Genomic DNA, 18,694 nt, shown 5'->3' with positions numbered 1-18,694 from the left:
ACCTCCGCCGCGAACGGAGCGATCTTCGCCTCGGCCAGCGAACGCACCGCCTCACGGAGCATCTCGTGCTCCTCGGAGATACGGAAGAGATCGAAGTCAGAAGCCCCTGCGCTGCCCGCCATGATGCCTGCCTCGTCGTCCAGTGGCCGACGTCCGATCGACGACCGATCGACGCCCGAAACCCAGTCGAATCGCGGTTAACTACCGTTCAGTAGAGATCCTAGGGCTCCGACCTGCGGCTGCCTAGCGTCCCCCGGCGTGCGGGCGATCAGTACCGGCGCCACCGGGGCGGATAGCATCAGGGGCACCTCTACTGGTCGAACCCGCAACCCAAGGGGAACCCGTGACCCTGCGCATCTCCGTGATCGGCACCGGCTACCTCGGCGCCACGCATGCCGCCGCGATGGCCGAGTTCGGCTTCGAGGTGCTGGGTCTGGACATCGATCCGGAGAAGATCGCCACCCTCACCGCAGGCCGGGTCCCGATGTACGAGCCGGGCCTGTCCGAGCTGCTGCTCAAGCACGTGGCCGGGCACGAGGGCTCCACCGGGCGACTGCGCTTCACCACCTCCGCCCAGGAGGCCGCCGACTTCGGCGACGTGCACTTCGTCTGCGTCAACACCCCGCAGCGCAAGGGCGAGTTCGCCGCCGACATGTCGTACGTGGACACCGCGATCGAGGAACTCGCGCCGCACCTGACCCGGCCCGCCCTGGTGGTCGGCAAGTCCACCGTGCCGGTCGGCTCGGCGGCCCGGCTGGCCGAGCGGCTGGCCGCGCTGGCGCCGGTCGGCGCGGCCGCCGAACTGGCCTGGAACCCCGAGTTCCTGCGCGAGGGCTTCGCCGTCCAGGACACCCTGCGCCCGGACCGGATCGTGGTCGGCGCCCACAGCGAGCGGGCCGAGCGGCTGCTGCGCGAGGTGTACGCGGAGCCGATCGCGGCCGGGGTGCCGTTCCTGGTCACCGACTACGCGACCGCCGAACTGGTGAAGGCCGCCGCCAACTCCTTCCTCGCCACCAAGATCTCCTTCATCAACGCGATGGCCGAGGTCTGCGAGGCGGCCGGGGCGGACGTCACCCTGCTCTCCACCGCGCTCGGCCACGACGAGCGGATCGGCCGCAAGTTCCTCAACTCCGGCCTCGGCTTCGGCGGCGGCTGCCTGCCCAAGGACATCCGGGCGTTCATGGCCCGGGCCGGCGAGCTGGGCGCCGACCAGGCACTGACCTTCCTGCGCGAGGTCGACTCGATCAACATGCGGCGCCGCTCCCGGATGGTCGAGCTGGCCCGCGAACAGTGCGGCGGCGGCTTCCTGGGCCGCCGGGTCGCCGTCCTCGGCGCCGCCTTCAAGCCCAACTCGGACGACATCCGGGACTCCCCCGCGCTCAACGTGGCCGCCCAGATCCAGCTCCAGGGCGCCCAGGTCACCGTCTACGACCCGAAGGCCGTGGACAACGCCCGCAAGATGTTCCCCTCGCTGGCCTACGCCGACTCCGCCCTGGAGGCCGCCGAGGGCGCCCACGTCGTCCTCCACCTCACCGAGTGGGCCGAGTTCCGCACCCTCGACCCCGCCGAACTCGGCGCCGTCGTCGCCGAACGCCGCCTCCTCGACGGCCGCAACGTCCTCGACGCCGACGCCTGGCGCGCCGCCGGCTGGACCTACCGCGCCCTCGGCCGCCCCAGCTGACCTCCCCGGCCTCTTTGAACACGTTCAGATCGTGTGCGACGATCCTTGTCCACGAGTGTTCGAGGAGAACCGGGGGGTTCGTCATGCGCAGCGGGTCCAGGTGGTTGATCGGCATCACGACGGCGGCGGCCGTCGTCGCGCCCGTGGCCTACGTCGGGTACGGGCTGTACAGCTGGGACGGAAGCCCGGCCGGGATCGGCTGCTCCACGGCGGTGGCCTTCGCCGGCGGCTCGCTGCCCGTGCAGGCCACCGAGGCCAGGTGCACGGACGACGACGTCCCGCAGGAACAGGCCTACACGGCCGAGTTCCGGATGCCCCGGGAGGACCTCGCAGCCCGGCTGGCCGCCGCTTTCCCCCGGGTACGGCTCGGCACCGACGACGCCTCCGGCCTGAGCTTCGGCAACGCCCACGAGGCGAACGGGCCGCACCCGAGCGGGCAGGCCACCGAAATCCGCCTGAGGGCCAGCTACGACGCCGACGGGACGGCCCTGGTCCGGCTCCGGGCCTTCAACGGCTGAGCCGCGGAATCGCGGGCCCCCGACCGTCGTTGGCACCGGCATGACGAGTTACGGCGACGAGGCGACGGTTCGGGAGATCCTCACCGGCAGTGGTGACACCTGGGCGGTGGTCGGGCTGTCCAACAACACCGCCCGGGCCGCCCACGGTGTGGCGCGGGTCCTCCAGCGCTACGGCAAGCGGATCGTGCCGGTGCACCCGAAGGCCGAGACGGTGCTCGGCGAGCCGGGCTACGCCTCGCTCGCGGACATCCCGTTCCCGGTCGACGTGGTGGACGTGTTCGTGAACAGCGCGCTGGCCGGGGAGGTGGCCGACCAGGCGGTCGCGGTCGGGGCGAAGGCGGTGTGGTTCCAGCTCGGCGTGGTGGACGAGGCCGCGTACGAGCGGACCCGGGCCGCCGGGGTCCCGATGGTGATGGACAGGTGTCCGGCCATCGAGATCCCGCGGCTGGGCTGAGGACGCCGGGGGCTCAGCCGTCGAGCTGGGCGAGGGTGGCGATGGAGGGGCGGCGGGCGGCGCGCAGGGAGGTGGCGACGGACTCGGCGTCGCGCAGGACGCGGACGGCGTTGTGCCAGGTGAGCTTGGACAGGTCGGCCTCGGACCAGTGGCGGCCGAGGAGTTCGGCGACCAGGTTGGGGTAGCCGGCCACCGAGTCGAGGCCCTCCGGGAGGAAGGCGGTGCCGTCGAAGTCGCCGCCGATGCCGATGTGGTCGATGCCGGCGACCTCGCGCATGTGGTCGAGGTGGTCGGCGACGGTGGCCGGGGTGGCGGTCGGGCGCGGGTTGGCGGCCTCGTAGGCGCGCTGGCGCTCCATCGCGGGCGGGGTGGTGTCGAGCGGGTGGAAGCCGTGGGCGCGCATGTTGGCGTCGGCGGCGAGGGTCCACTCGATGGCGGCGGGCAGGATGAACTTGGGGACGAAGGTCGCCATCGCGATGCCGCCGTTGGCGGGCAGTTGGGCGAGCACGTCGTCGGGGATGTTGCGCGGGTGGTCGCAGACCGCGCGCGAGGAGGAGTGCGAGAAGACGACCGGCGCCTCGGTGACCCGCAGGGCGTCCCGCATGGTGTCGGCGGAGACGTGCGAGAGGTCGACCAGCATGCCGAGCCGGTTCATCTCCCGGACGACCTCCTCGCCGAACGCGGTCAGCCCGCCGGCCACCGGCTTGTCGGTCGCGGAGTCGGCCCACGGCACGTTGTCGTTGTGGGTGAGCGTCAGGTAGCGCACGCCGAGTTCGTACAGGGCGCGCAGGGTGGCCAGCGAGCTGTCGATCGAGTGGCCGCCCTCGGCGCCCATCAGCGAGGCGATCCGGCCCTCGGCGCGGGCGGCCTCCATGTCGGCGGCGGTGCGGGCCAGCCGCAGCCGGTCCGGGTAGCGCTCGACCAGGGCGTGGACGAAGTCGATCTGCTCCAGGGTGGCGCTCACCGCGTGGTCGCCGGCCAGCGAGGCGGGCACGTAGACGGACCAGAACTGGGCGCCGACCCCGCCCTCCGCGAGGCGGGCGAGGTCGGTGTGCAGCCGGTCGCTCTGGTCGGCGGCGAGGTCGAGCGCGCCGAGGTCGTACCCGGCCTGCTCGCGCATCGCCCAGGGGAGGTCGTTGTGACCGTCCACCACGGGGGCGGTGCGCAGCAGGGCACGGGCCCGGTCCAGCGGGGTGAGGGAGTCCGTCGGAGAAGTCATACGGCTGTTCTACCCCACCCCGCCGCGGGGGTTACTTGCCGAATCCGAAGGAGGACGAACCGGCCACCTTGGCCCGGAGCTTCTTGCCCTTCTCGGTGGCCTGGTTGTTCAGCTCGGCCTGGAAGTCGGTCATCTTCTCGGTGAGCTCGGGGTCGAAGGCGGCGAGCATCCGGACGGCGAGCAGGCCGGCGTTGCGCGCGCCGGCCACCGAGACGGTGGCGACCGGCACGCCGGCCGGCATCTGGACGATCGACAGCAGGCTGTCCATGCCGTCCAGGTAGCGCAGCGGCACCGGGACGCCGATGACCGGCAGCGGGGTGACGGAGGCCAGCATGCCCGGCAGGTGGGCGGCACCGCCGGCGCCGGCGATGATCGCCTTCAGGCCGCGCTCGTGGGCGTGCTCGCCGTACGCGACCATCTCGCGGGGCATCCGGTGGGCGGAGACGACGTCCACCTCGTAGGGGATCTCGAACTCGTCCAGGGCCTGGGCGGCGGCCTCCATGACCGGCCAGTCGGAGTCGGAGCCCATCACGATGCCAACGACTGGGTTCGTCATTCGGTGATCGTTCCTCGCAGGTAGGCGGCCGCGTGGCGGGCGCGCTCGCGGACGTCGTCGAGGTCGTCCCCGAAGACGTTGACGTGGCCGACCTTGCGGCCGGGCTTCACGTCCTTCCCGTACATGTGGATCCGCAGCCCGGGGTCGCGGGCCATGCAGTGCAGGAAGGCGTGGTACATGTCCGGGTAGTCGCCGCCGAGGACGTTGACCATGACGGTCCACTTGGCGCGCGGCCGGGGGTCGCCGAGCGGGAGGTCGAGGACGGCCCGCAGGTGGTTCTCGAACTGCGAGGTGACCGCGCCGTCCTGGGTCCAGTGCCCGGAGTTGTGCGGGCGCATGGCGAGCTCGTTGACCAGGATCCGGCCGTCCCGGGTCTGGAACAGTTCGACGGCGAGGTGGCCGACGATGCCGAGGTCGCCGGCGATCCGCAGGGCGAGCTGCTGGGCCTCGTCGGAGAGGGCCGGGTCGAGGTCGGGCGCGGGGGCGGTGACCTCGGCGCAGACGCCGTTCTCCTGGACGCTCTCGACCACCGGGTAGGCGACGGCCTGCCCGCTGGGCGAGCGGACCACGTTGGCGGCCAGCTCGCGGACGAAGTCGACCTTCTCCTCGGCCAGCACGGGGACGCCGGCCAGGAACGGCGCCTGGGCCTCCTGCTCGTCGTCGACGACCCAGACGCCCTTGCCGTCGTAGCCGCCGCGGACGGTCTTCAGCACGACCGGGTAGCCGGTGCCCTCGTTGGCGAAGGCCGTGACGTCGGCCGGGTCGGCGACGATCCGGTGCCGGGGGCAGGGCACCCCGATGGAGTCGAGCTTGGCCCGCATCACGCCCTTGTCCTGGGCGTTGACCAGCGCGTCGGGACCGGGGCGGACGGCGATGCCGTCGGCCTCCAGGGCGCGCAGGTGCTCGGTGGGGACGTGCTCGTGGTCGAAGGTGATCACGTCGCAGCCGGCCGCGAAGCGGCGCAGGGTGTCGAGGTCCCGGTAGTCACCGAGGACGACGTCGGAGACCACCTGTGCGGCGGAGTCCTGGGGGGTGTCGGCGAGGAGCTTGAACCTGACCCCGAGCGGGATGCCCGCCTGGTGTGCCATGCGGGCCAGCTGCCCGCCACCGATCATGCCCACCACTGGAAAATTCACATTGCCCGGGGAAGTCACCACGCCAGGATATCCGGGCCGGTGGGGGGCCATGGAGCCGCGGTGGGGCGGTGAGTAGTGGACGCGCGTAGATGTCAACCCCTGCCTCGGACGGCTCAGCCGTTCGGTGGAAGCGGGTAGCCTGGACGGCTAGGTCCTCGTCCGCGCGGTCGGATCATGTGCGTGCACGCAGGGACCAAGGGTCGGCCCCGTCCCCGAGGGGCCGCCTTTCTTCCCGCAGGTACATGGAGGCCACCCGGTATGGCGACGACCGCAGAATCGAGCTCCCCGCTCGCGCAGAAACTGCGTGGGCTCAGGGGCGAGGTCGTGAAGTTCGGCATCGTCGGCCTGAGCGGCGTGGTGGTCAACTTCGCCATCTTCTGGTTCTGCATCAACGGCCTGGGCCTGGCCTCGCTGCGGTCCAACATCGCCGCGACCGTGATCGCGATCGCCACCAACTACCTCGGCTACCGCTACTGGCTGTACCGGGACCGGGACGCCGCCTCGCGCAAGCGGGAGATCACGCTGTTCCTGGTGTTCAGCGGCTTCGGCATGCTGATCGAGACCGGCGTGCTCGGCTTCTCGCAGTACGTGCTCGGCCTGGACTCGAACGTCGAGAAGATGGGCGCCAAGGTGGTCGGCCTCGCCATCGCCACCGTGTTCCGCTTCATCTCCTACCGGACCTGGGTGTTCAAGGCGCTGCCCGAGACCGAGCCCGCCGCTCCGGCTGCCCCGGTCACTCCGGTTGCTCCGGCTGCCCCGGTCGCGCCCGTATCGACCGGGTCGGCCGCGCAGGCCGAGCTGCTGCTGGCCACCGAGCAGATCCGGTACGCCCCCGCGGAGTAGCGTCCTCCCCTGCGGAACGGCGTCCCCCTTGCCGGGCCCGTGCCCGCGAGAGGACAGTGGTGACCGAGGGCGAGCACGGCCGGCGGACGATCGAGGCCCGGGGGGTCCCAGGAGGCTCGCCATGGCGTTCGTCCAGATCATCGACTGCAGGACCGAGAAGCTCGACGAGCTCAACCAACTGATGGACACCTGGGTCGCGCAGACCCAGGGGACCAGGACCGCCTCCCACGCGATGGTCGGCACCGACCACGCGGACCCCACCCATGTGGTGGAGATCGTGGAGTTCCCGTCCTACGAGGCGGCGATGCGCAACTCCGGGCTGCCCGAGACCGACCGGATCTTCCGCGAGATGGTGGCGCTCTGCGACGCCCCGCCCACCTTCACCGACCTGGACGTGGTCCGCGACATGAGCCTCGACCAGGCCCGCTGACCGATCACGTTCCCGCACCAGCGGCGCGGGGACTCAGCACCGGCCGCAAGCCCGCGCCCGCGACGCCGGGGCTCAGCGCGGCTGGTCCTCGTGGCTGCGGCCGAGGAAGAGCGCGAACACCGCGGGCTTCAGCGAGAGGAGCTCCAGCCGGCCGCCGTCCGCCTCCGCGAGGTCGCGGGCGACGGCCAGGCCGATGCCGGTGGAGTTGCGGCCGCTGACCGCCCGCTCGAACACCCGGTTGCCGAGGTCGGCCGGCACCCCGGCGCCCTGGTCCTGCACCTCGACCACCACGGAGGTGCCGGAGGGGCGCACCCGCAGGGTGATCGTCCCGGCGCCGTGCATCAGCGAGTTCTCGATCAGGGTGGCCAGCACCTGGGCCACCGTGCCCGGGGTGCCGACCGCGGTGACCCCGTGCAGGCCCTCCAGGGACAGCACCCGGCCCTGCTCGCGCAGTGTCGGGCCCCACTCCTCCACCTGCTGCTTGATCACCTCGTCCAGGTCGAAGGCGACGGCGGTGGGGCTGCGCGGGTCGCGCTGGGTGGTGAGCAGCCGCTGGACGACGTCGGTGAGCCGTTCGACCTGCTGGAGGGCGATGGTCGCCTCCTCCTTGACGGTCTCCGGGTCCTCGGCGAGGGCGGTGATCTCCTCCAGCCGCATCGACAGTGCGGTGAGCGGGGTGCGCAGCTGGTGGGAGGCGTCGGCGGCGAGCCGGCGCTCGGCGGTGAGCATCCGGGCGATCCGCTCGGCGCTGGTGTCCAGCACCTCGGCGATCCGGTCCAGTTCGGGCACCCCGTACCGGCGGTCGCGCGGGCGCGGGTCGCCGGAGCCGAGCCGTTCGGCGGTCTCGGCGAGGTCGGTGAGCGGCCGGGCGAGCCGTTTGGCCTGCCAGACGGCGAGCGCCACGGCGGCCTGGACGGCCAGCAGGGCGACCACGCCGAGCAGCAGCAGGTTGTTGGCGATCTCGTGGTCGACGTCCTCGCGGGACTGCTCGACGGTGACGATCTCGCCGCTGGCGCCGCGCTCGGCCGCCCGCAGCACGTGGCTCCCGGTCGGGCGGTCGCCGGCCGAGAGCACCGGCTGACCGGGGATCTGCACCTCGACGTAGCTGCCCTCGGTGACCTGGCTCTCGAAGACCCGGCCCTCCTTGACCCCCTCGCCCGCGGCGAGCCGGCTGTCGACCAGGGCGAGCACCCGGACGGCGGTCGCGTCCACCCGGTCCTGGGCCGAGCTGACGATGGTCCGCTTCTCGACCAGGGCGAGCGGCACGCAGAACACCACGACGACCACCAGGACGACGACCAGCAGCGAGTTGATCATCCTGCGTTTCACGCTGCTGCTCCCCGAGGTGTTCCGCTGCATCGGCCGCCGCCCGGCCACGATCTCCGTACGGGGCTAATTCTTCTCGAAGCGGAAGCCGACGCCGCGCACGGTGGCGATGTAGCGCGGGTTCGCCGCGTCGTCGCCGAGCTTCTTGCGCAGCCAGGAGATGTGCATGTCCAGGGTCTTGGTCGAGGTCCACCAGGTGGTGTCCCAGACCTGGCGCATGATCTCCTCGCGGGTGACCACCCGGCCGGCGTCCCGGACCAGGACGCGCAGCAGCTCGAACTCCTTGGCGGAGAGGGTCAGCTCCTCCTCGCCGAGCCAGGCGCGGTGGGACTCGATGTCGATCTTCACCCCGTGCGCGCCGGTGGTGAGCTGGTCGACGTTGCCGCGCCGGAGCAGGGCCCGGACCCGGGCGAGCAGTTCGGCGAGGCGGAAGGGCTTGGTGACGTAGTCGTCGGCGCCGGCGTCCAGGCCGACCACGGTGTCCACCTCGTCCGCGCGGGCGGTGAGCACCAGGACGGGGCAGCTCTTGCCGTCGGCGCGCAGGCGGCGGCAGACCTCAAGGCCGTCCATCTCGGGCAGGCCGAGGTCGAGGACGACGAGGTCCACCTCCTCGGTGAGGCCGGCGGCGAGGGCGGTGGGGCCGTCCTCACGGACGAGCACCTCATAGCCCTCGCGTCGCAGGGCCCGGGCGAGCGGTTCGGAGATCGCCGGATCGTCCTCGGCGAGCAGCACACAGGTCATGTGGTGATGGTAGTCGTCCCGGGTATGCCCGTCCCCCCTGTGAGGTAGTTCACAGAGTGTGATCGTTATACAAGGACCCGGTGAAGGCCAATACAGCACTGCTGACCGGGCGTTCGGTAAAAAATCCCCGGTCTGATCTTTAAACCGAAGGAAGACACGCCGGTCTACCATCGATCACTCGGGCAGATCTGCTACCAACTTTGTTATTAAGCCCACTGATTCGCCTCGTTTGTCATCTGATAACGCCAAATATCGCCACGTAGAGTGGTTCGAGTCCACGTCCGCCGCCACCCCCCTAGGCGGACGCTGTCAGGCAAGGAACGACTACACATGGCGTCTACCACCCGGGCCGCCGACCTCGCGTCGGCCTCCCCCAGCGGCAAGACCTTCCTCGGGCATCCCCGAGGCCTCGCCACGCTGTTCATGACCGAGATGTGGGAGCGCTTCTCCTACTACGGCATGCGCGCCCTGCTGATCTACTACCTGGTCTCCGGCGGCGCCGACGCGGCAGCCGGCAGCCAGGGCGGCGGCCTCGCGATGAAGGCGACGATGGCCACGGCCATCTACTCCGTCTACGTGTCGATGGTCTACCTCATGGCCTACCCGGGCGGCTGGTTCGGCGACCGGGTCTGGGGCGCCCGCAAGACCGTCACCGTCGCCGGTTTCGTGATCATGGCCGGCCACCTCGCGCTGGCCGTCCCGGGCCAGGCGGCGTTCTTCGTCGGCCTGCTCCTGGTCGCGATGGGCTCCGGACTGCTGAAGGCCAACATCTCCACGATGGTCGGCCACCTGTACAACGGCCCCGAGGACCCGCGCCGCGACGGTGGCTTCACCGTCTTCTACATGAGCATCAACCTCGGTGCCTTCGTCGCCCCGTTCATCATCGGAACGGTCGGCAAGGAGTACAACTGGCACCTGGGCTTCGCGCTCGCCGCGATCGGCATGGGCCTCGGCCTCACCCAGTTCCTGCTGGGCACCCGCCACCTGAGCCCGAAGAGCAGCAAGGTCCCCAACCCGCTGCTGCCCGCGGAGCGCAAGAGCCTGCTGGTGAAGGCCGGCGCCGTCGTGCTGGCCGCCGTGGCCTTCTACGCCGCCATCGTCGCGCTCGGCGTCTACACGCTGAACTGGGCGCTCGTCCCGCTGACCATCGCCGGTCTGGCCATCCCGGTCGTCGTGCTGGTCCGGATCAAGCGCGACAAGGACCTGGACGCCGGCGAGCAGTCCAAGATGACCGCCTACATCTGGTTCTTCGTCGCCGCCGCCGCGTTCTGGATGATCTACGACCAGGGCGGCTCGACGCTGTCCCTGTTCGCGGACAAGAGCACCGCGGACAAGGTCCTCGGCTTCGGCTTCTCGTCCACCTGGTACCAGTCGCTGAACCCGCTGTTCGTGATGGCGCTCGCGCCGGTCTTCGCCTGGCTCTGGATCTGGCTGTCCCGCCGGAACAAGGAGCCCAACACCATCGTGAAGTTCTCGATGGGCCTGGTGCTCATCGGCGCCTCGTTCTTCATCTTCGTCGTCCCGATGAACATGGCCGGCGACGGCACCAAGGTCTCCCCGATGTGGCTGGTCTCGATCTACATGATCCAGACCATCGGCGAGCTCTGCCTCTCCCCGGTCGGCCTCTCGGTCACCACCAAGATGGCGCCGCAGAAGTACGCCTCGCAGATGATGGGCGTCTGGTTCCTCGCGGTCACCGCCGGTGACTGCACCACCAGCCTCCTCTCGCTGGCCGGCGTCAACATGGACGGCACCTCGGTCATCGCCTTCCAGGCCGCGATGGCCGCCCTCGCCGGGTTCGCGGTCTTCAGCTACCGCAAGAAGGTCCAGTCCCTCATGGGCGGCGTGCACTGACACCCGCCCGCCGAGGCCCCGGGGCCGCCGTGGATCCGATGGATCCGCGGCGGCCCCGGCCGTTTTCCCGGGCCGGTTAATCCCTCGACGGGGGCGGCCTCCGTCTGCCTATGGTCCCGGCATGACAACCGAATCGCTGCACCGCTCGCTGCCCGGCTCACTGCCCGGTTCACTGCCTCGCCAGTTGGCCCGCACCCGGCGCTTCACCCTGGGCGCGCCCGTCCAGCCGGAGCCCACCGCCGACGGCGTCACCGTGCTGTTCCTGCGCAGCCGGGGCGGTGCCGACCCGATCAGCTGCCTCTGGGCGCTGGACGTCGGCAGCGGTGCGGAGCGGCTGGTCGCCGACCCGGGCGCGCTCGGTGCCGCCGGGGGGATCGGCTCCTACAGCACCGACGGGGCCGGGGTGCTGGCCGCGTTCGCGCTGGACGGCGGGGTGTGGCTGGCCGACGCCCGGACGGGGTCGGTCCGCCGGGTCGTTTCCGGTTGTTCGGTCGAGGAGGTGCGGCTCGACCCGACCGGGCGGCGGATCGCCTACGTCAGCGGCGGTGCGCTGCGGGTGGTCGACGTCGACGGCGCCGGGGACCGCACGCTCGCCGGGCCCGAGGCCGAGGACGTCGCGTACGGCCTGGCCGAGTACGTCGCCGCCGGCGAGATGCACCGCGACCGCGGGTACTGGTGGTCCCCCGACGGCAGCGCGCTGCTGGTCGCCCGGGTCGACGACCGGCCGGTCGGCCGCTGGTACCTCGCCGACCCGACCGACCCGGGGCAGCGGCCGCGCGCCATCCGCTACCCGCTGGCCGGCACCGCCAATGCCGAGGTCACGCTCTGGCTGCTCGGCCTCGACGGCGGCCGCACCGAGGTCCGCTGGGACCGCGCCGCCTTCGAGTACGTCACCGCCGCCGGGTGGGACGGCCACGGGCCGTACGCCGCCGTGCAGAGCCGCGACCAGCGCACCGTGCGCACCCTGGCGATCTCGGCGGACGGCACCACCCGGGTGCTCGCCGAGCGTTCGGACCCGCACTGGGTCGAGCTGCTCCCCGGTCTGCCGGTCCGCACGGCGGGCGGCGCGCTGGTCGACACGGCCGACGACGGCGACACCCGGCGCCTGACCGTCGACGGCGAGCCCGTCACCCCGGACGGGCTGCAGCTGCGCGCCGTGCTCGGCACCGAGGGCGAGCAGGTGCTGTTCACCGCCTCGGCGGAACCCACCGAGACCCACCTGTGGACGTACGAACCGGGCTCCGGCATACGGCAGTTGAGCAGCGGCCCGGGCCTGCACGACGGGGTCGCGCGGGGCGGCACCCTGGTCCTCACCACCCGCTCCCCCGGCGGCGGCACCACCGTGCTGCGCGACGGGCGCACACCTCTTCTGCTGGTCTCGCACGCCGAACCGCCGGTCGTCACCGCCCGGCCGGAGCTGCTCCGGCTCGGCCCGCGCGAACTGCGCGTCAACCTGTTCCTGCCCACCGACCACCGACCGGGCGACGGCCCGCTGCCCGTCCTGCTCGACCCGTACGGCGGACCGGCCATGCAGAAGGCCACCACCAGCGGCGCCTGGCACGAACAGGTGTCCCAGTGGTTCGCCGACCAGGGCTTCGCCGTGCTGGTGGTGGACGGCCGCGGCACGCCGGGGCGCGGGCCGCGCTGGGACAAGTCGATCTGGGGCGACAAGGCCGGGCCGGCTCTGGAGGACCAGATCGAAGCTCTGCAGGAGCTTGCCCGGCTCCGCCCCGGACTGCTCGACCTCGACCGGGTCGGCATCCGTGGCTGGTCCTACGGCGGCTTCCTCGCCGCCCTCGCGGTGCTGCGGCGCCCGGACGTCTTCCACGCCGCCTCCGCCGGAGCCGCCCCCACCGACCACCGGCTGTACGACACCCACTGGCAGGAACGCTTCCTCGGCCACCCCGACCGGTTCCCCGAGCACTACGACTCCTGCGACCTGATCGCGGAGGCTGCGAAGCTGAGCCGCCCATTGCTGCTGATCCAGGGGTTGGCGGACGACAACGTCTTCCCCGTCCACGCCCTGCGGTTCTCCAGTGCCCTGCTCGCCGCCGGCCGCCCGCACGAGGTGCTGCCCCTGCGCGGCACCGGCCACCGGCCGACGGACGAGGCGGTGGTGGAGAACCTGCTGCTGCACGAACTGGGCTTCCTGCGGCGGTCGCTGGGTGCGTAGCGAGCCCGAACGCGCAGGAAGTCGGCCGGGCCGACTTCCTGCGCCGGTGCTCAGCGTCCGAGCGGGTTCTCCGGGGAGTCGAGCCAGACGGTGTGGGCGTCCGGGGTGACGGTGAGGCCGAACCGCTCGGGACCGGGGCGGCCGTGGTCGTCCCAGCGGCGCCAGGCGGCCTCCACCTCGTCCCACAGGTTCCGGGGGCCGGACTGGTGCACCTCGTACGCGGTGCGGTCCCGCTCGTAGTCGACCGAGGCCCAGGAGAGGGTGTCCCGGCTGTGGAGCCACAGCGTGTACGCGCCGTCCTCGTAGCGCTCCGCCCGCCAGAACACTCCGGGCACGGCGGCCCCGATGACGAACTGCTCGAACCGGCCGCCGGTGTCCGGCGGGGCCAGGGTGGTGGTGGTCCGCGCACCGTCGGCGGGCCACTCCTGGCCGCGCAGGTAGTCCGCTGAGGGCCGGCGGTCGGTGCGCTGTCGGCGCAGCCGCATGAACGCCGAGCCGCGGCTGAACCGGCCGCTCGCGCCGGTGCCGTCGGCGTTCACGGTCAGCCGGACGATCTGCTCGCCGCCGTACTCGGTGCCGAACGGCGCCACGATGATCCCGCCGGGGGCGGTCTGGGCCAGCCAGGCCGGAGGGATCTCCACGACGGAGCAGGTGGCGATGATCCGGTCGTAGGGAGCGCCCTCCGGCCGGCCGTGCCGTCCGTCGCCCTCCACCACGGTCGGGGCGAGTCCGGCCCGTTCCAGGTTCTCCCTTGCACCGCGAGCAATGCCGGGGTCGAACTCGACGGTCACCACGTTGGCGTCGCCCAGCCGGTGGGCGAGCAGGCCCGCGTTCCACCCCGTGCCGGTGCCGATCTCCAGCACCCGGTCCCCCGGGCGGACGTCAAGGTCCTGCAGCATGGAGAACACCATCGAGGGCATGGAGTTGGAGGACATCGGGGTCGTGCCGAGCCCGTCGCCCTGATGGTCGCCGTCGTCCCACTGCGTGGTCAGCGGGACGTCCGAGTAGACCGCCCGCCGCCAGGCCTCGGGATTACGAGATCGGTCCACCACGGGGTTCTGCCGGGTGCCGTCCGCGACGCCCGGCCAGATGCGGTCCGGGACGAACAGCTCGCGCGGTACGGCCTCGAAGGAGGGGAGCCAGTCCGAGGTGAGCGCGCCCCCGGCCGCCAGCGCGACGGCGAGCCCCGGAGGCCCCGCCTTCACGTGCGTCGCGCCGATCATTCGCCGGATCCGATCAGGCCGGCCACGGACTCATCTGAAGTAACGGTCACTGCAACTCCTGGTGATGGCTGCCGATCCTGCCTGCCGGGCCCTGGACCTTCCGGCAACCCGAAGAACTGCTGGATTCCAAGGCCATGTTGTTTCCAACTGGCTTTCTTAGCAGGCAAGTTGAATGCTAGCGCGCCTTCCCTCCACTCAGGCGGCCGCTCTGAGGCGCCCTCCATCGCCCAGGCCATGCATCGCCAGAAGAATCCCCCGGCCCCACGCTTTCAGGTGGCGTTGCGGCCTACGGTCATGCCCGCCGACGGCTTCGAGGACGATGCCACCCCCAAAGGCCGACGGTTCAGCGGACCGAGCCTCATCAGCCAATCGGGTGAACCACAGCGTGATCGTCCGACTCCAGAGACACTCACGCGCCCAACTCCCGCCGCAGGACCTGAAGTCCATCGCTCGACAGAGCGGGCTCGACGTCGTACTCGGCGAGCATGCGAGCCGTGCTTCGGCTGGAGTCGCCGTTGATCACGCGCCCCGTGAGCCGGGCGTGCTCGGTGAGCACGCCGGCCAGCGCACGGGCAACACTGGCATGGCAGCCTCCGAGCGAAACGTGAGGCCCTTCGTAAAGCCCACGTCCACTCACGATGGGCATCAGGTCGGGTGTGGTCGGCAGACCCGCAAGCTTCCAAGCGGTCTCCAGGGCGCCCGCCGCCGCTTCCGCCTCGACGCGGTATCGCCTCGACTTCTCCGCCTCGGGCTCCACGTACGACACGGATGCCCCCTCCGCCGCCTGCCTTTCGACGCAGGCGACGCTACGAACAGGGAGGTGTCGATCTCCACGAACTTGCATGAGATTGCACACCAATTACCGTTTCGAGCTGAGATGTTGACTGCATAACAGCTGGCCGGGGAAGCTTCTGCAAGCCCGAGCAAGCGCCTCGACCAAGGAGCCGGCCATGGCCGTACAGTTCGTCGGCATCGACCCCACCACCGACCGGGACCACTGCCCCACCGTGTGGGTGGACCCGGAGGCTCAGGAGATCCTCTTTCAGGGATGGAATCCGCGCCCCGAGACCCAGGCGGAGTGCGAGGGAAGCAGCCCCGCGAACGGCTCGGTACCCGACGATGAGGCCATCGTCAGGCTTCCGGCCCGGATGGTGCCCATGATCAGGGAGGCATGCGATGCCGTCGAGCGTGCCCAGCTTCGCTGAGCTGCTTGAGCGGTGCCATCGCTCCGCCGTCCACCTGGAGTTGCGGGACTCGTACGCCCCGACGGATCGGTTCGAGGCGTGGCAGCGCGGCGAACGGGTCAACTGGGAGGACCGACCGTCCTGGTGGCATCCCTATGACCAGTTGATCACGGACACCGTGGCGCGGGGTGTGGCCATCCGTCGAGCCCGGATCGTCTCCGAGCCCGTGTCCGATTACATCCGGTGGGAGCACTACGTCACCCGCGCCAACATCACGGCGGGTGAGCAGGTCCGTTGGCTGCCGAGGCGGCTCGCCACGAACATCCCGCTGCCGGGAAACGACTTCTGGCTCTTCGACGGGGCACTGCTTCGGGTGCACCACTTCTCCGGGGACGGCGTGGTGGTGGAGGATGAGATCACGGTGGACCCCGCCACCGTGAAGCTGTGCAGCAGCGCGTTCGAAGCGGTCTGGGAGCGAGCGCGCCCACACCATCTGTACGAGATCTGACGGAAGCCAGCTCCATGCCCGCGCACCCCTCTCCGAGCGTTCAGGCCGCCCGCGAAGCCCTTGCCGTTCAGCTGAGCGAGATTCGGAAGGACGCGGGGATCAGCGGGCGGGAGCTGGCTGCCATGTGTGGCTGGTCGGAATCGAAGTCGTCCCGGATCGAGAACGCGAAGACGCCTCCCTCCGACACCGACATCAGGACATGGTGCCGGGCCTGCGAGGCCGACGATCAAGTCCCTGACTTGATCGCCGCCAACCGGCAATCCGCCGAGGCTCATGTCCAGTGGCGGCGGCTCCAGCGGAGCGGGCTGCGACGTCTGCAGGAGTCGACCGGAGACCTGTACCGGCAGACCAGGATGTTCCGGGTCTACGTCTCCGACGTGATCCCCGGGTTCCTCCAAACCCCCAGGTACGCGACCGCCTTGCTGTCGTCCATCGCGGACTTCCGGGGCACCCCGAACGACGTGGGCGACGCCGTGGCGGCCCGCATGAAGCGCAACGCGGTGCTGAACAACGGTGCACACCGCTTCTCCTTCGTACTGGAGGAGTCCGTACTGCGGCACCGCGTGTGCAGCGCCGAGACCATGGCGGCCCAACTCGGCCACCTGCTCGGAGTCATGGATCTCCCGAACGTCGCCGTGGGCATCGTCCCGTTCGCGGCGCAACGGACCGTGTGGCCCATGCCGACCTTCACGATCTTCGATGCCGGCAGAGTCCACGCGGACACCCTGGACGCAGCATCCACCCTCACGCAGCCCAGCCAAGTCAACCTGTACGCCCGGGCCTTCGAGCGGCTCTCCCAGGGGGCAGTGCGGGGCTCCGCAGCACGTTCACTCGTCGGGGGTGCTTTGGCCTACCTGGATTGACACTTCAGCGCCGTTCGACACCTGCGCTGCAAGCTTCGAGACAGTGTGGAACACCATACTGCTGGTGGAGAAGGGCTGATCACGTGGCACGGACGGAGTTCTACGACGATCCCGCCGCACCTGACCCGAACCGGCTGGTGGTGGCGGCGTCCGCGGTGGTGACGGATGCCGACGGGCGGATCCTGCTGCAGCGGCGCACTGACAACGGTCTGTACGCGCTGCCGGGTGGGGCGATGGATCTCGGTGAATCACTGCCCGGCACAGCCGTCCGGGAGGTCCGCGAGGAGACAGGACTCGATGTCGAGATCACCGGGCTCGTCGGCACGTACACCGATCCCCGACACGTGATCGCCTACTCGGACGGTGAGGTCCGGCAGCAGTTCAACGTCTGTTTCACCGCCCGGATCACGGGCGGGGAACTGCGGATCTCGGACGAGTCGACCGACCTCCAGTTCGTTGCTCCGAGCGACATCGAGGGGTTGCCGATGCATCACACCCAGCGTCTCCGGCTGCAGCACTTCCTGGAACGCAGGGCAGTTCCCTACCTCGGCTGACGCAGAGGCCAACACGCGGCGGGGGCGGTCAGGCGGAGTAGCGCTCGTGCGGGGTGGCCCGGGCCCAGACGGCTTCGAAGGCCGTCGAGACCATCCTCACCGTGGCCGGGTCGTCGTCGAACGCGTGCCCCGCCCAGTCTCCGTCACCGGTGAACCAGTGGAACAGGACCAGCCGCTCGTCGATCAGCCACAGGTCGTTGCCGGGCAGGGGGATGTCCGAGGCCAGTCGCCGTGGGAGCCAGCGGACCTGTTCTCCGGCGCCCAGGTTGAGCGGCGTGACCGCGTGCTCCCACCGGATGTAGTCGGTCACCGGCTCGGAGACGATCCGGGCGCGGCGCATCACCACTCCCCGGGCCACGGTCTCCCGCACGATCCCCAACCAGTCAGCCCAGTACGGGTCGTTCGGATCAAGGTTCGCCTTCCCCGTGCGCTGGAAGTCGGCGAAGATGTCGGACTCGTCGCCGACCGCGTACAGGTCGCGCATCTCCAGGTGGACGGCACTTCGCCGCGCCTGCCGCAGCAGGGCCGCGAAATCGGGAACCGGCTGGTCTTCCTGCGTCATCACCAAGCCTTCCGCTCGACCGCGCACTTCTGGCCCTGGGCCCGATTCTAGGATTCGCGGCATGGCAACAAGACTCGTGCAGATCAATATGAAGGCCCAGGACGACTCCGTGCTCGGCCGGTTCTGGGCGGAGGCACTCGGCTGGGGTGTCGACAGCGAGGGACCCGGCGTGACGAACCTCGAACCCGTGGGCTTCGCCTACCCCGACCCCGCGGCCGTCTGCATCGACATCATCACCCGCCCCGAACCCAAGACGGTGAAGAACCGGGTGCACATCGACCTGGCCACCACCTCGGCCGCCCACCAGGCGGAGTTGGTCGCGCGTCTGAAGGACCTCGGCGCGACCCTCACTGATGTGGGCCAGGGCGATGTCCCCTGGACGGTCCTGGCCGACCCCGAGGGCAACGAGTTCTGCGTCCTGGAACCCCGTCCCGTCTACCGGGACACCGGGCCGATCGCCGCGGTGGTGGTCGACTGCGCCGACCCGCGCGCGATGGCCCGGTTCTGGGGCGAGGCGACGGACTGGACGGTGCACGAGGTCGCCGACGACCACGCCTCCCTGCGCTCCACCCAAGGCGTCGGTCCCTACCTGGAGTTCGTGCGCACCCCCGATATCAAGAGCGGGTGGAATCGCGTCCACCTCGATGTCGCTCCCTACCGCGATGGCGACCCGGCGGAAGAGGAGTCCCGACTGCGCGCCCTGGGCGCCACCGACCCTGGCATCGACCAGTCCTCGATCTCGTGGAGGATTCTGGTCGACCCGGAGGGCAACGAGTTCTGCCTCCTCAGCCCTCGCTGAAATGTTGAGCATCTGAGCGCGCAGGAAGTCGGGCAGGCCGACTTCCTGCGCTGGGGCCCGTTCCGCACTG

At 70.7% G+C, this 18,694-nt stretch carries 19 protein-coding genes and 2 pseudogenes; 12 read left to right on the top strand and 9 right to left on the bottom strand.

All coding sequences use genetic code 11. The annotated features are described in order from the left end of the window. Positions 1 to 122 (bottom strand): annotated as a pseudogene (locus ABTZ03_RS40090) (acyl-CoA dehydrogenase); the annotation flags it as partial. 221 nt (positions 123 to 343) lie between these two features. Here ABTZ03_RS40090 and ABTZ03_RS40085 point away from each other — a divergent pair. The 3 genes from ABTZ03_RS40085 (at position 344) to ABTZ03_RS40075 (ending at position 2,653) form a co-directional block, all read left to right on the top strand. Further along, complete coding sequence (locus tag ABTZ03_RS40085; protein ID WP_350518164.1) at positions 344 to 1,681, top strand: UDP-glucose dehydrogenase family protein; 1,338 nt, start codon at positions 344 to 346, stop codon at positions 1,679 to 1,681. An 83-nt stretch (positions 1,682 to 1,764) separates the two neighbouring features. Beyond that, positions 1,765 to 2,199 carry a hypothetical protein gene (locus ABTZ03_RS40080; protein ID WP_350518163.1) on the top strand — a complete coding sequence of 145 codons (435 nt, stop codon included), beginning with the start codon at positions 1,765 to 1,767 and terminating at the stop codon, positions 2,197 to 2,199. A 40-nt stretch (positions 2,200 to 2,239) separates the two neighbouring features. Continuing rightward, positions 2,240 to 2,653, top strand: coding sequence for a CoA-binding protein (locus ABTZ03_RS40075; RefSeq protein ID WP_350518162.1), 414 nt, complete (start codon positions 2,240 to 2,242; stop codon positions 2,651 to 2,653). Between the two features lie 13 nt (positions 2,654 to 2,666). Here ABTZ03_RS40075 and ABTZ03_RS40070 read toward each other — a convergent pair whose 3' ends face one another. From ABTZ03_RS40070 to ABTZ03_RS40060, 3 genes are read right to left on the bottom strand one after another with little or no spacing between them, the layout of a single operon-like run. After that, on the bottom strand, positions 2,667 to 3,872 hold the full coding sequence (locus ABTZ03_RS40070) for a dipeptidase (protein WP_350518161.1): 1,206 nt from the start codon (positions 3,870 to 3,872) through the stop codon (positions 2,667 to 2,669). A 31-nt stretch (positions 3,873 to 3,903) separates the two neighbouring features. Beyond that, on the bottom strand, positions 3,904 to 4,428 hold the full coding sequence (purE, locus tag ABTZ03_RS40065) for a 5-(carboxyamino)imidazole ribonucleotide mutase (RefSeq protein ID WP_350518160.1): 525 nt from the start codon (positions 4,426 to 4,428) through the stop codon (positions 3,904 to 3,906). Then, the gene (locus ABTZ03_RS40060; protein WP_350518159.1) at positions 4,425 to 5,564 is read right to left on the bottom strand and encodes a 5-(carboxyamino)imidazole ribonucleotide synthase; all 1,140 of its coding nucleotides are present in this window, start codon (positions 5,562 to 5,564) and stop codon (positions 4,425 to 4,427) included. The genes purE and ABTZ03_RS40060 overlap by 4 nt, the downstream gene beginning before the upstream one ends. 258 nt (positions 5,565 to 5,822) lie before the next feature. Between ABTZ03_RS40060 and ABTZ03_RS40055 the strand changes: the two genes are divergently transcribed. Continuing rightward, positions 5,823 to 6,407, top strand: coding sequence for a GtrA family protein (locus tag ABTZ03_RS40055; protein WP_350518158.1), 585 nt, complete (start codon positions 5,823 to 5,825; stop codon positions 6,405 to 6,407). 121 nt (positions 6,408 to 6,528) lie between these two features. Then, a pseudogene (locus ABTZ03_RS40050) lies at positions 6,529 to 6,828 on the top strand (ester cyclase); the annotation flags it as partial. An 81-nt stretch (positions 6,829 to 6,909) separates the two neighbouring features. On the opposite strand, the gene ABTZ03_RS40045 reads toward ABTZ03_RS40050, so the two are convergent. Both ABTZ03_RS40045 and ABTZ03_RS40040 read right to left on the bottom strand, forming a co-directional pair. Continuing rightward, positions 6,910 to 8,166 carry a sensor histidine kinase gene (locus tag ABTZ03_RS40045; RefSeq protein WP_350518157.1) on the bottom strand — a complete coding sequence of 419 codons (1,257 nt, stop codon included), beginning with the start codon at positions 8,164 to 8,166 and terminating at the stop codon, positions 6,910 to 6,912. A 63-nt stretch (positions 8,167 to 8,229) separates the two neighbouring features. Continuing rightward, complete coding sequence (locus tag ABTZ03_RS40040; RefSeq protein WP_030290974.1) at positions 8,230 to 8,904, bottom strand: response regulator transcription factor; 675 nt, start codon at positions 8,902 to 8,904, stop codon at positions 8,230 to 8,232. A gap of 330 nt (positions 8,905 to 9,234) precedes the next feature. Between ABTZ03_RS40040 and ABTZ03_RS40035 the strand changes: the two genes are divergently transcribed. After that, positions 9,235 to 10,758: a peptide MFS transporter gene (locus ABTZ03_RS40035; protein WP_350518156.1), complete on the top strand. Its 1,524-nt coding sequence runs from the start codon at positions 9,235 to 9,237 to the stop codon at positions 10,756 to 10,758. A 121-nt stretch (positions 10,759 to 10,879) separates the two neighbouring features. Beyond that, positions 10,880 to 12,931 carry a S9 family peptidase gene (locus ABTZ03_RS40030; protein ID WP_350518155.1) on the top strand — a complete coding sequence of 684 codons (2,052 nt, stop codon included), beginning with the start codon at positions 10,880 to 10,882 and terminating at the stop codon, positions 12,929 to 12,931. A 50-nt stretch (positions 12,932 to 12,981) separates the two neighbouring features. Here the strand turns inward: ABTZ03_RS40030 and ABTZ03_RS40025 are convergent, their stop codons facing one another. After that, positions 12,982 to 14,154, bottom strand: a complete 1,173-nt coding sequence (locus ABTZ03_RS40025; RefSeq protein WP_350518154.1) for a methyltransferase domain-containing protein — start codon at positions 14,152 to 14,154, stop codon at positions 12,982 to 12,984. A gap of 409 nt (positions 14,155 to 14,563) precedes the next feature. Beyond that, the gene (locus ABTZ03_RS40020) at positions 14,564 to 14,920 is read right to left on the bottom strand and encodes a hypothetical protein (protein WP_350518153.1); all 357 of its coding nucleotides are present in this window, start codon (positions 14,918 to 14,920) and stop codon (positions 14,564 to 14,566) included. 184 nt (positions 14,921 to 15,104) lie between these two features. Between ABTZ03_RS40020 and ABTZ03_RS40015 the strand changes: the two genes are divergently transcribed. The 4 genes from ABTZ03_RS40015 (at position 15,105) to ABTZ03_RS40000 (ending at position 17,263) form a co-directional block, all read left to right on the top strand. Next, positions 15,105 to 15,359, top strand: coding sequence for a hypothetical protein (locus ABTZ03_RS40015; RefSeq protein ID WP_350518152.1), 255 nt, complete (start codon positions 15,105 to 15,107; stop codon positions 15,357 to 15,359). Beyond that, positions 15,331 to 15,846: a DUF6879 family protein gene (locus ABTZ03_RS40010; RefSeq protein ID WP_350518151.1), complete on the top strand. Its 516-nt coding sequence runs from the start codon at positions 15,331 to 15,333 to the stop codon at positions 15,844 to 15,846. The genes ABTZ03_RS40015 and ABTZ03_RS40010 overlap by 29 nt, the downstream gene beginning before the upstream one ends. Before the next feature lie 14 nt (positions 15,847 to 15,860). Further along, positions 15,861 to 16,709, top strand: coding sequence for a helix-turn-helix domain-containing protein (locus ABTZ03_RS40005; protein ID WP_350518150.1), 849 nt, complete (start codon positions 15,861 to 15,863; stop codon positions 16,707 to 16,709). Positions 16,710 to 16,792: 83 nt separating this feature from the next. Then, positions 16,793 to 17,263 (top strand): NUDIX domain-containing protein, encoded by a 471-nt coding sequence (locus ABTZ03_RS40000; RefSeq protein ID WP_350518149.1) that lies wholly within the window; start codon positions 16,793 to 16,795, stop codon positions 17,261 to 17,263. A gap of 28 nt (positions 17,264 to 17,291) precedes the next feature. Here ABTZ03_RS40000 and ABTZ03_RS39995 read toward each other — a convergent pair whose 3' ends face one another. Then, on the bottom strand, positions 17,292 to 17,825 hold the full coding sequence (locus ABTZ03_RS39995) for a DUF6879 family protein (protein ID WP_350518148.1): 534 nt from the start codon (positions 17,823 to 17,825) through the stop codon (positions 17,292 to 17,294). A gap of 61 nt (positions 17,826 to 17,886) precedes the next feature. Here ABTZ03_RS39995 and ABTZ03_RS39990 point away from each other — a divergent pair, with 61 nt between their 5' ends. Further along, a complete protein-coding gene (locus tag ABTZ03_RS39990) occupies positions 17,887 to 18,624 on the top strand; it encodes a VOC family protein (protein ID WP_350518147.1) in 738 nt (245 codons plus the stop codon). Positions 18,625 to 18,694: the final 70 nt, after the last annotated feature.

It is taken from the genome of Kitasatospora sp. NPDC096077 (assembly GCF_040303245.1).
Lineage (GTDB): Bacteria > Actinomycetota > Actinomycetes > Streptomycetales > Streptomycetaceae > Kitasatospora.
This window is presented reverse-complemented; position numbering and strand designations above follow the sequence as displayed.

Bases quoted from the DNA above. Each gene is read 5' to 3' on its own strand.
- ABTZ03_RS40080 (WP_350518163.1), top strand. From the start codon at position 1,765: ATGCGCAGCGGGTCCAGGTGGTTGATCGGCATCACGACGGCGGCGGCC.
- ABTZ03_RS40075 (WP_350518162.1), top strand. From the start codon at position 2,240: ATGACGAGTTACGGCGACGAGGCGACGGTTCGGGAGATCCTCACCGGC.
- ABTZ03_RS40070 (WP_350518161.1), bottom strand. From the start codon at position 3,872: ATGACTTCTCCGACGGACTCCCTCACCCCGCTGGACCGGGCCCGTGCC.
- purE (WP_350518160.1), bottom strand. From the start codon at position 4,428: ATGACGAACCCAGTCGTTGGCATCGTGATGGGCTCCGACTCCGACTGG.
- ABTZ03_RS40055 (WP_350518158.1), top strand. From the start codon at position 5,823: ATGGCGACGACCGCAGAATCGAGCTCCCCGCTCGCGCAGAAACTGCGT.
- ABTZ03_RS40040 (WP_030290974.1), bottom strand. From the start codon at position 8,904: ATGACCTGTGTGCTGCTCGCCGAGGACGATCCGGCGATCTCCGAACCG.
- ABTZ03_RS40035 (WP_350518156.1), top strand. From the start codon at position 9,235: ATGGCGTCTACCACCCGGGCCGCCGACCTCGCGTCGGCCTCCCCCAGC.
- ABTZ03_RS40030 (WP_350518155.1), top strand. From the start codon at position 10,880: ATGACAACCGAATCGCTGCACCGCTCGCTGCCCGGCTCACTGCCCGGT.
- ABTZ03_RS40025 (WP_350518154.1), bottom strand. From the start codon at position 14,154: ATGATCGGCGCGACGCACGTGAAGGCGGGGCCTCCGGGGCTCGCCGTC.
- ABTZ03_RS40015 (WP_350518152.1), top strand. From the start codon at position 15,105: ATGGCCGTACAGTTCGTCGGCATCGACCCCACCACCGACCGGGACCAC.
- ABTZ03_RS40010 (WP_350518151.1), top strand. From the start codon at position 15,331: ATGCCGTCGAGCGTGCCCAGCTTCGCTGAGCTGCTTGAGCGGTGCCAT.
- ABTZ03_RS40005 (WP_350518150.1), top strand. From the start codon at position 15,861: ATGCCCGCGCACCCCTCTCCGAGCGTTCAGGCCGCCCGCGAAGCCCTT.
- ABTZ03_RS39995 (WP_350518148.1), bottom strand. From the start codon at position 17,825: ATGACGCAGGAAGACCAGCCGGTTCCCGATTTCGCGGCCCTGCTGCGG.
- ABTZ03_RS39990 (WP_350518147.1), top strand. From the start codon at position 17,887: ATGGCAACAAGACTCGTGCAGATCAATATGAAGGCCCAGGACGACTCC.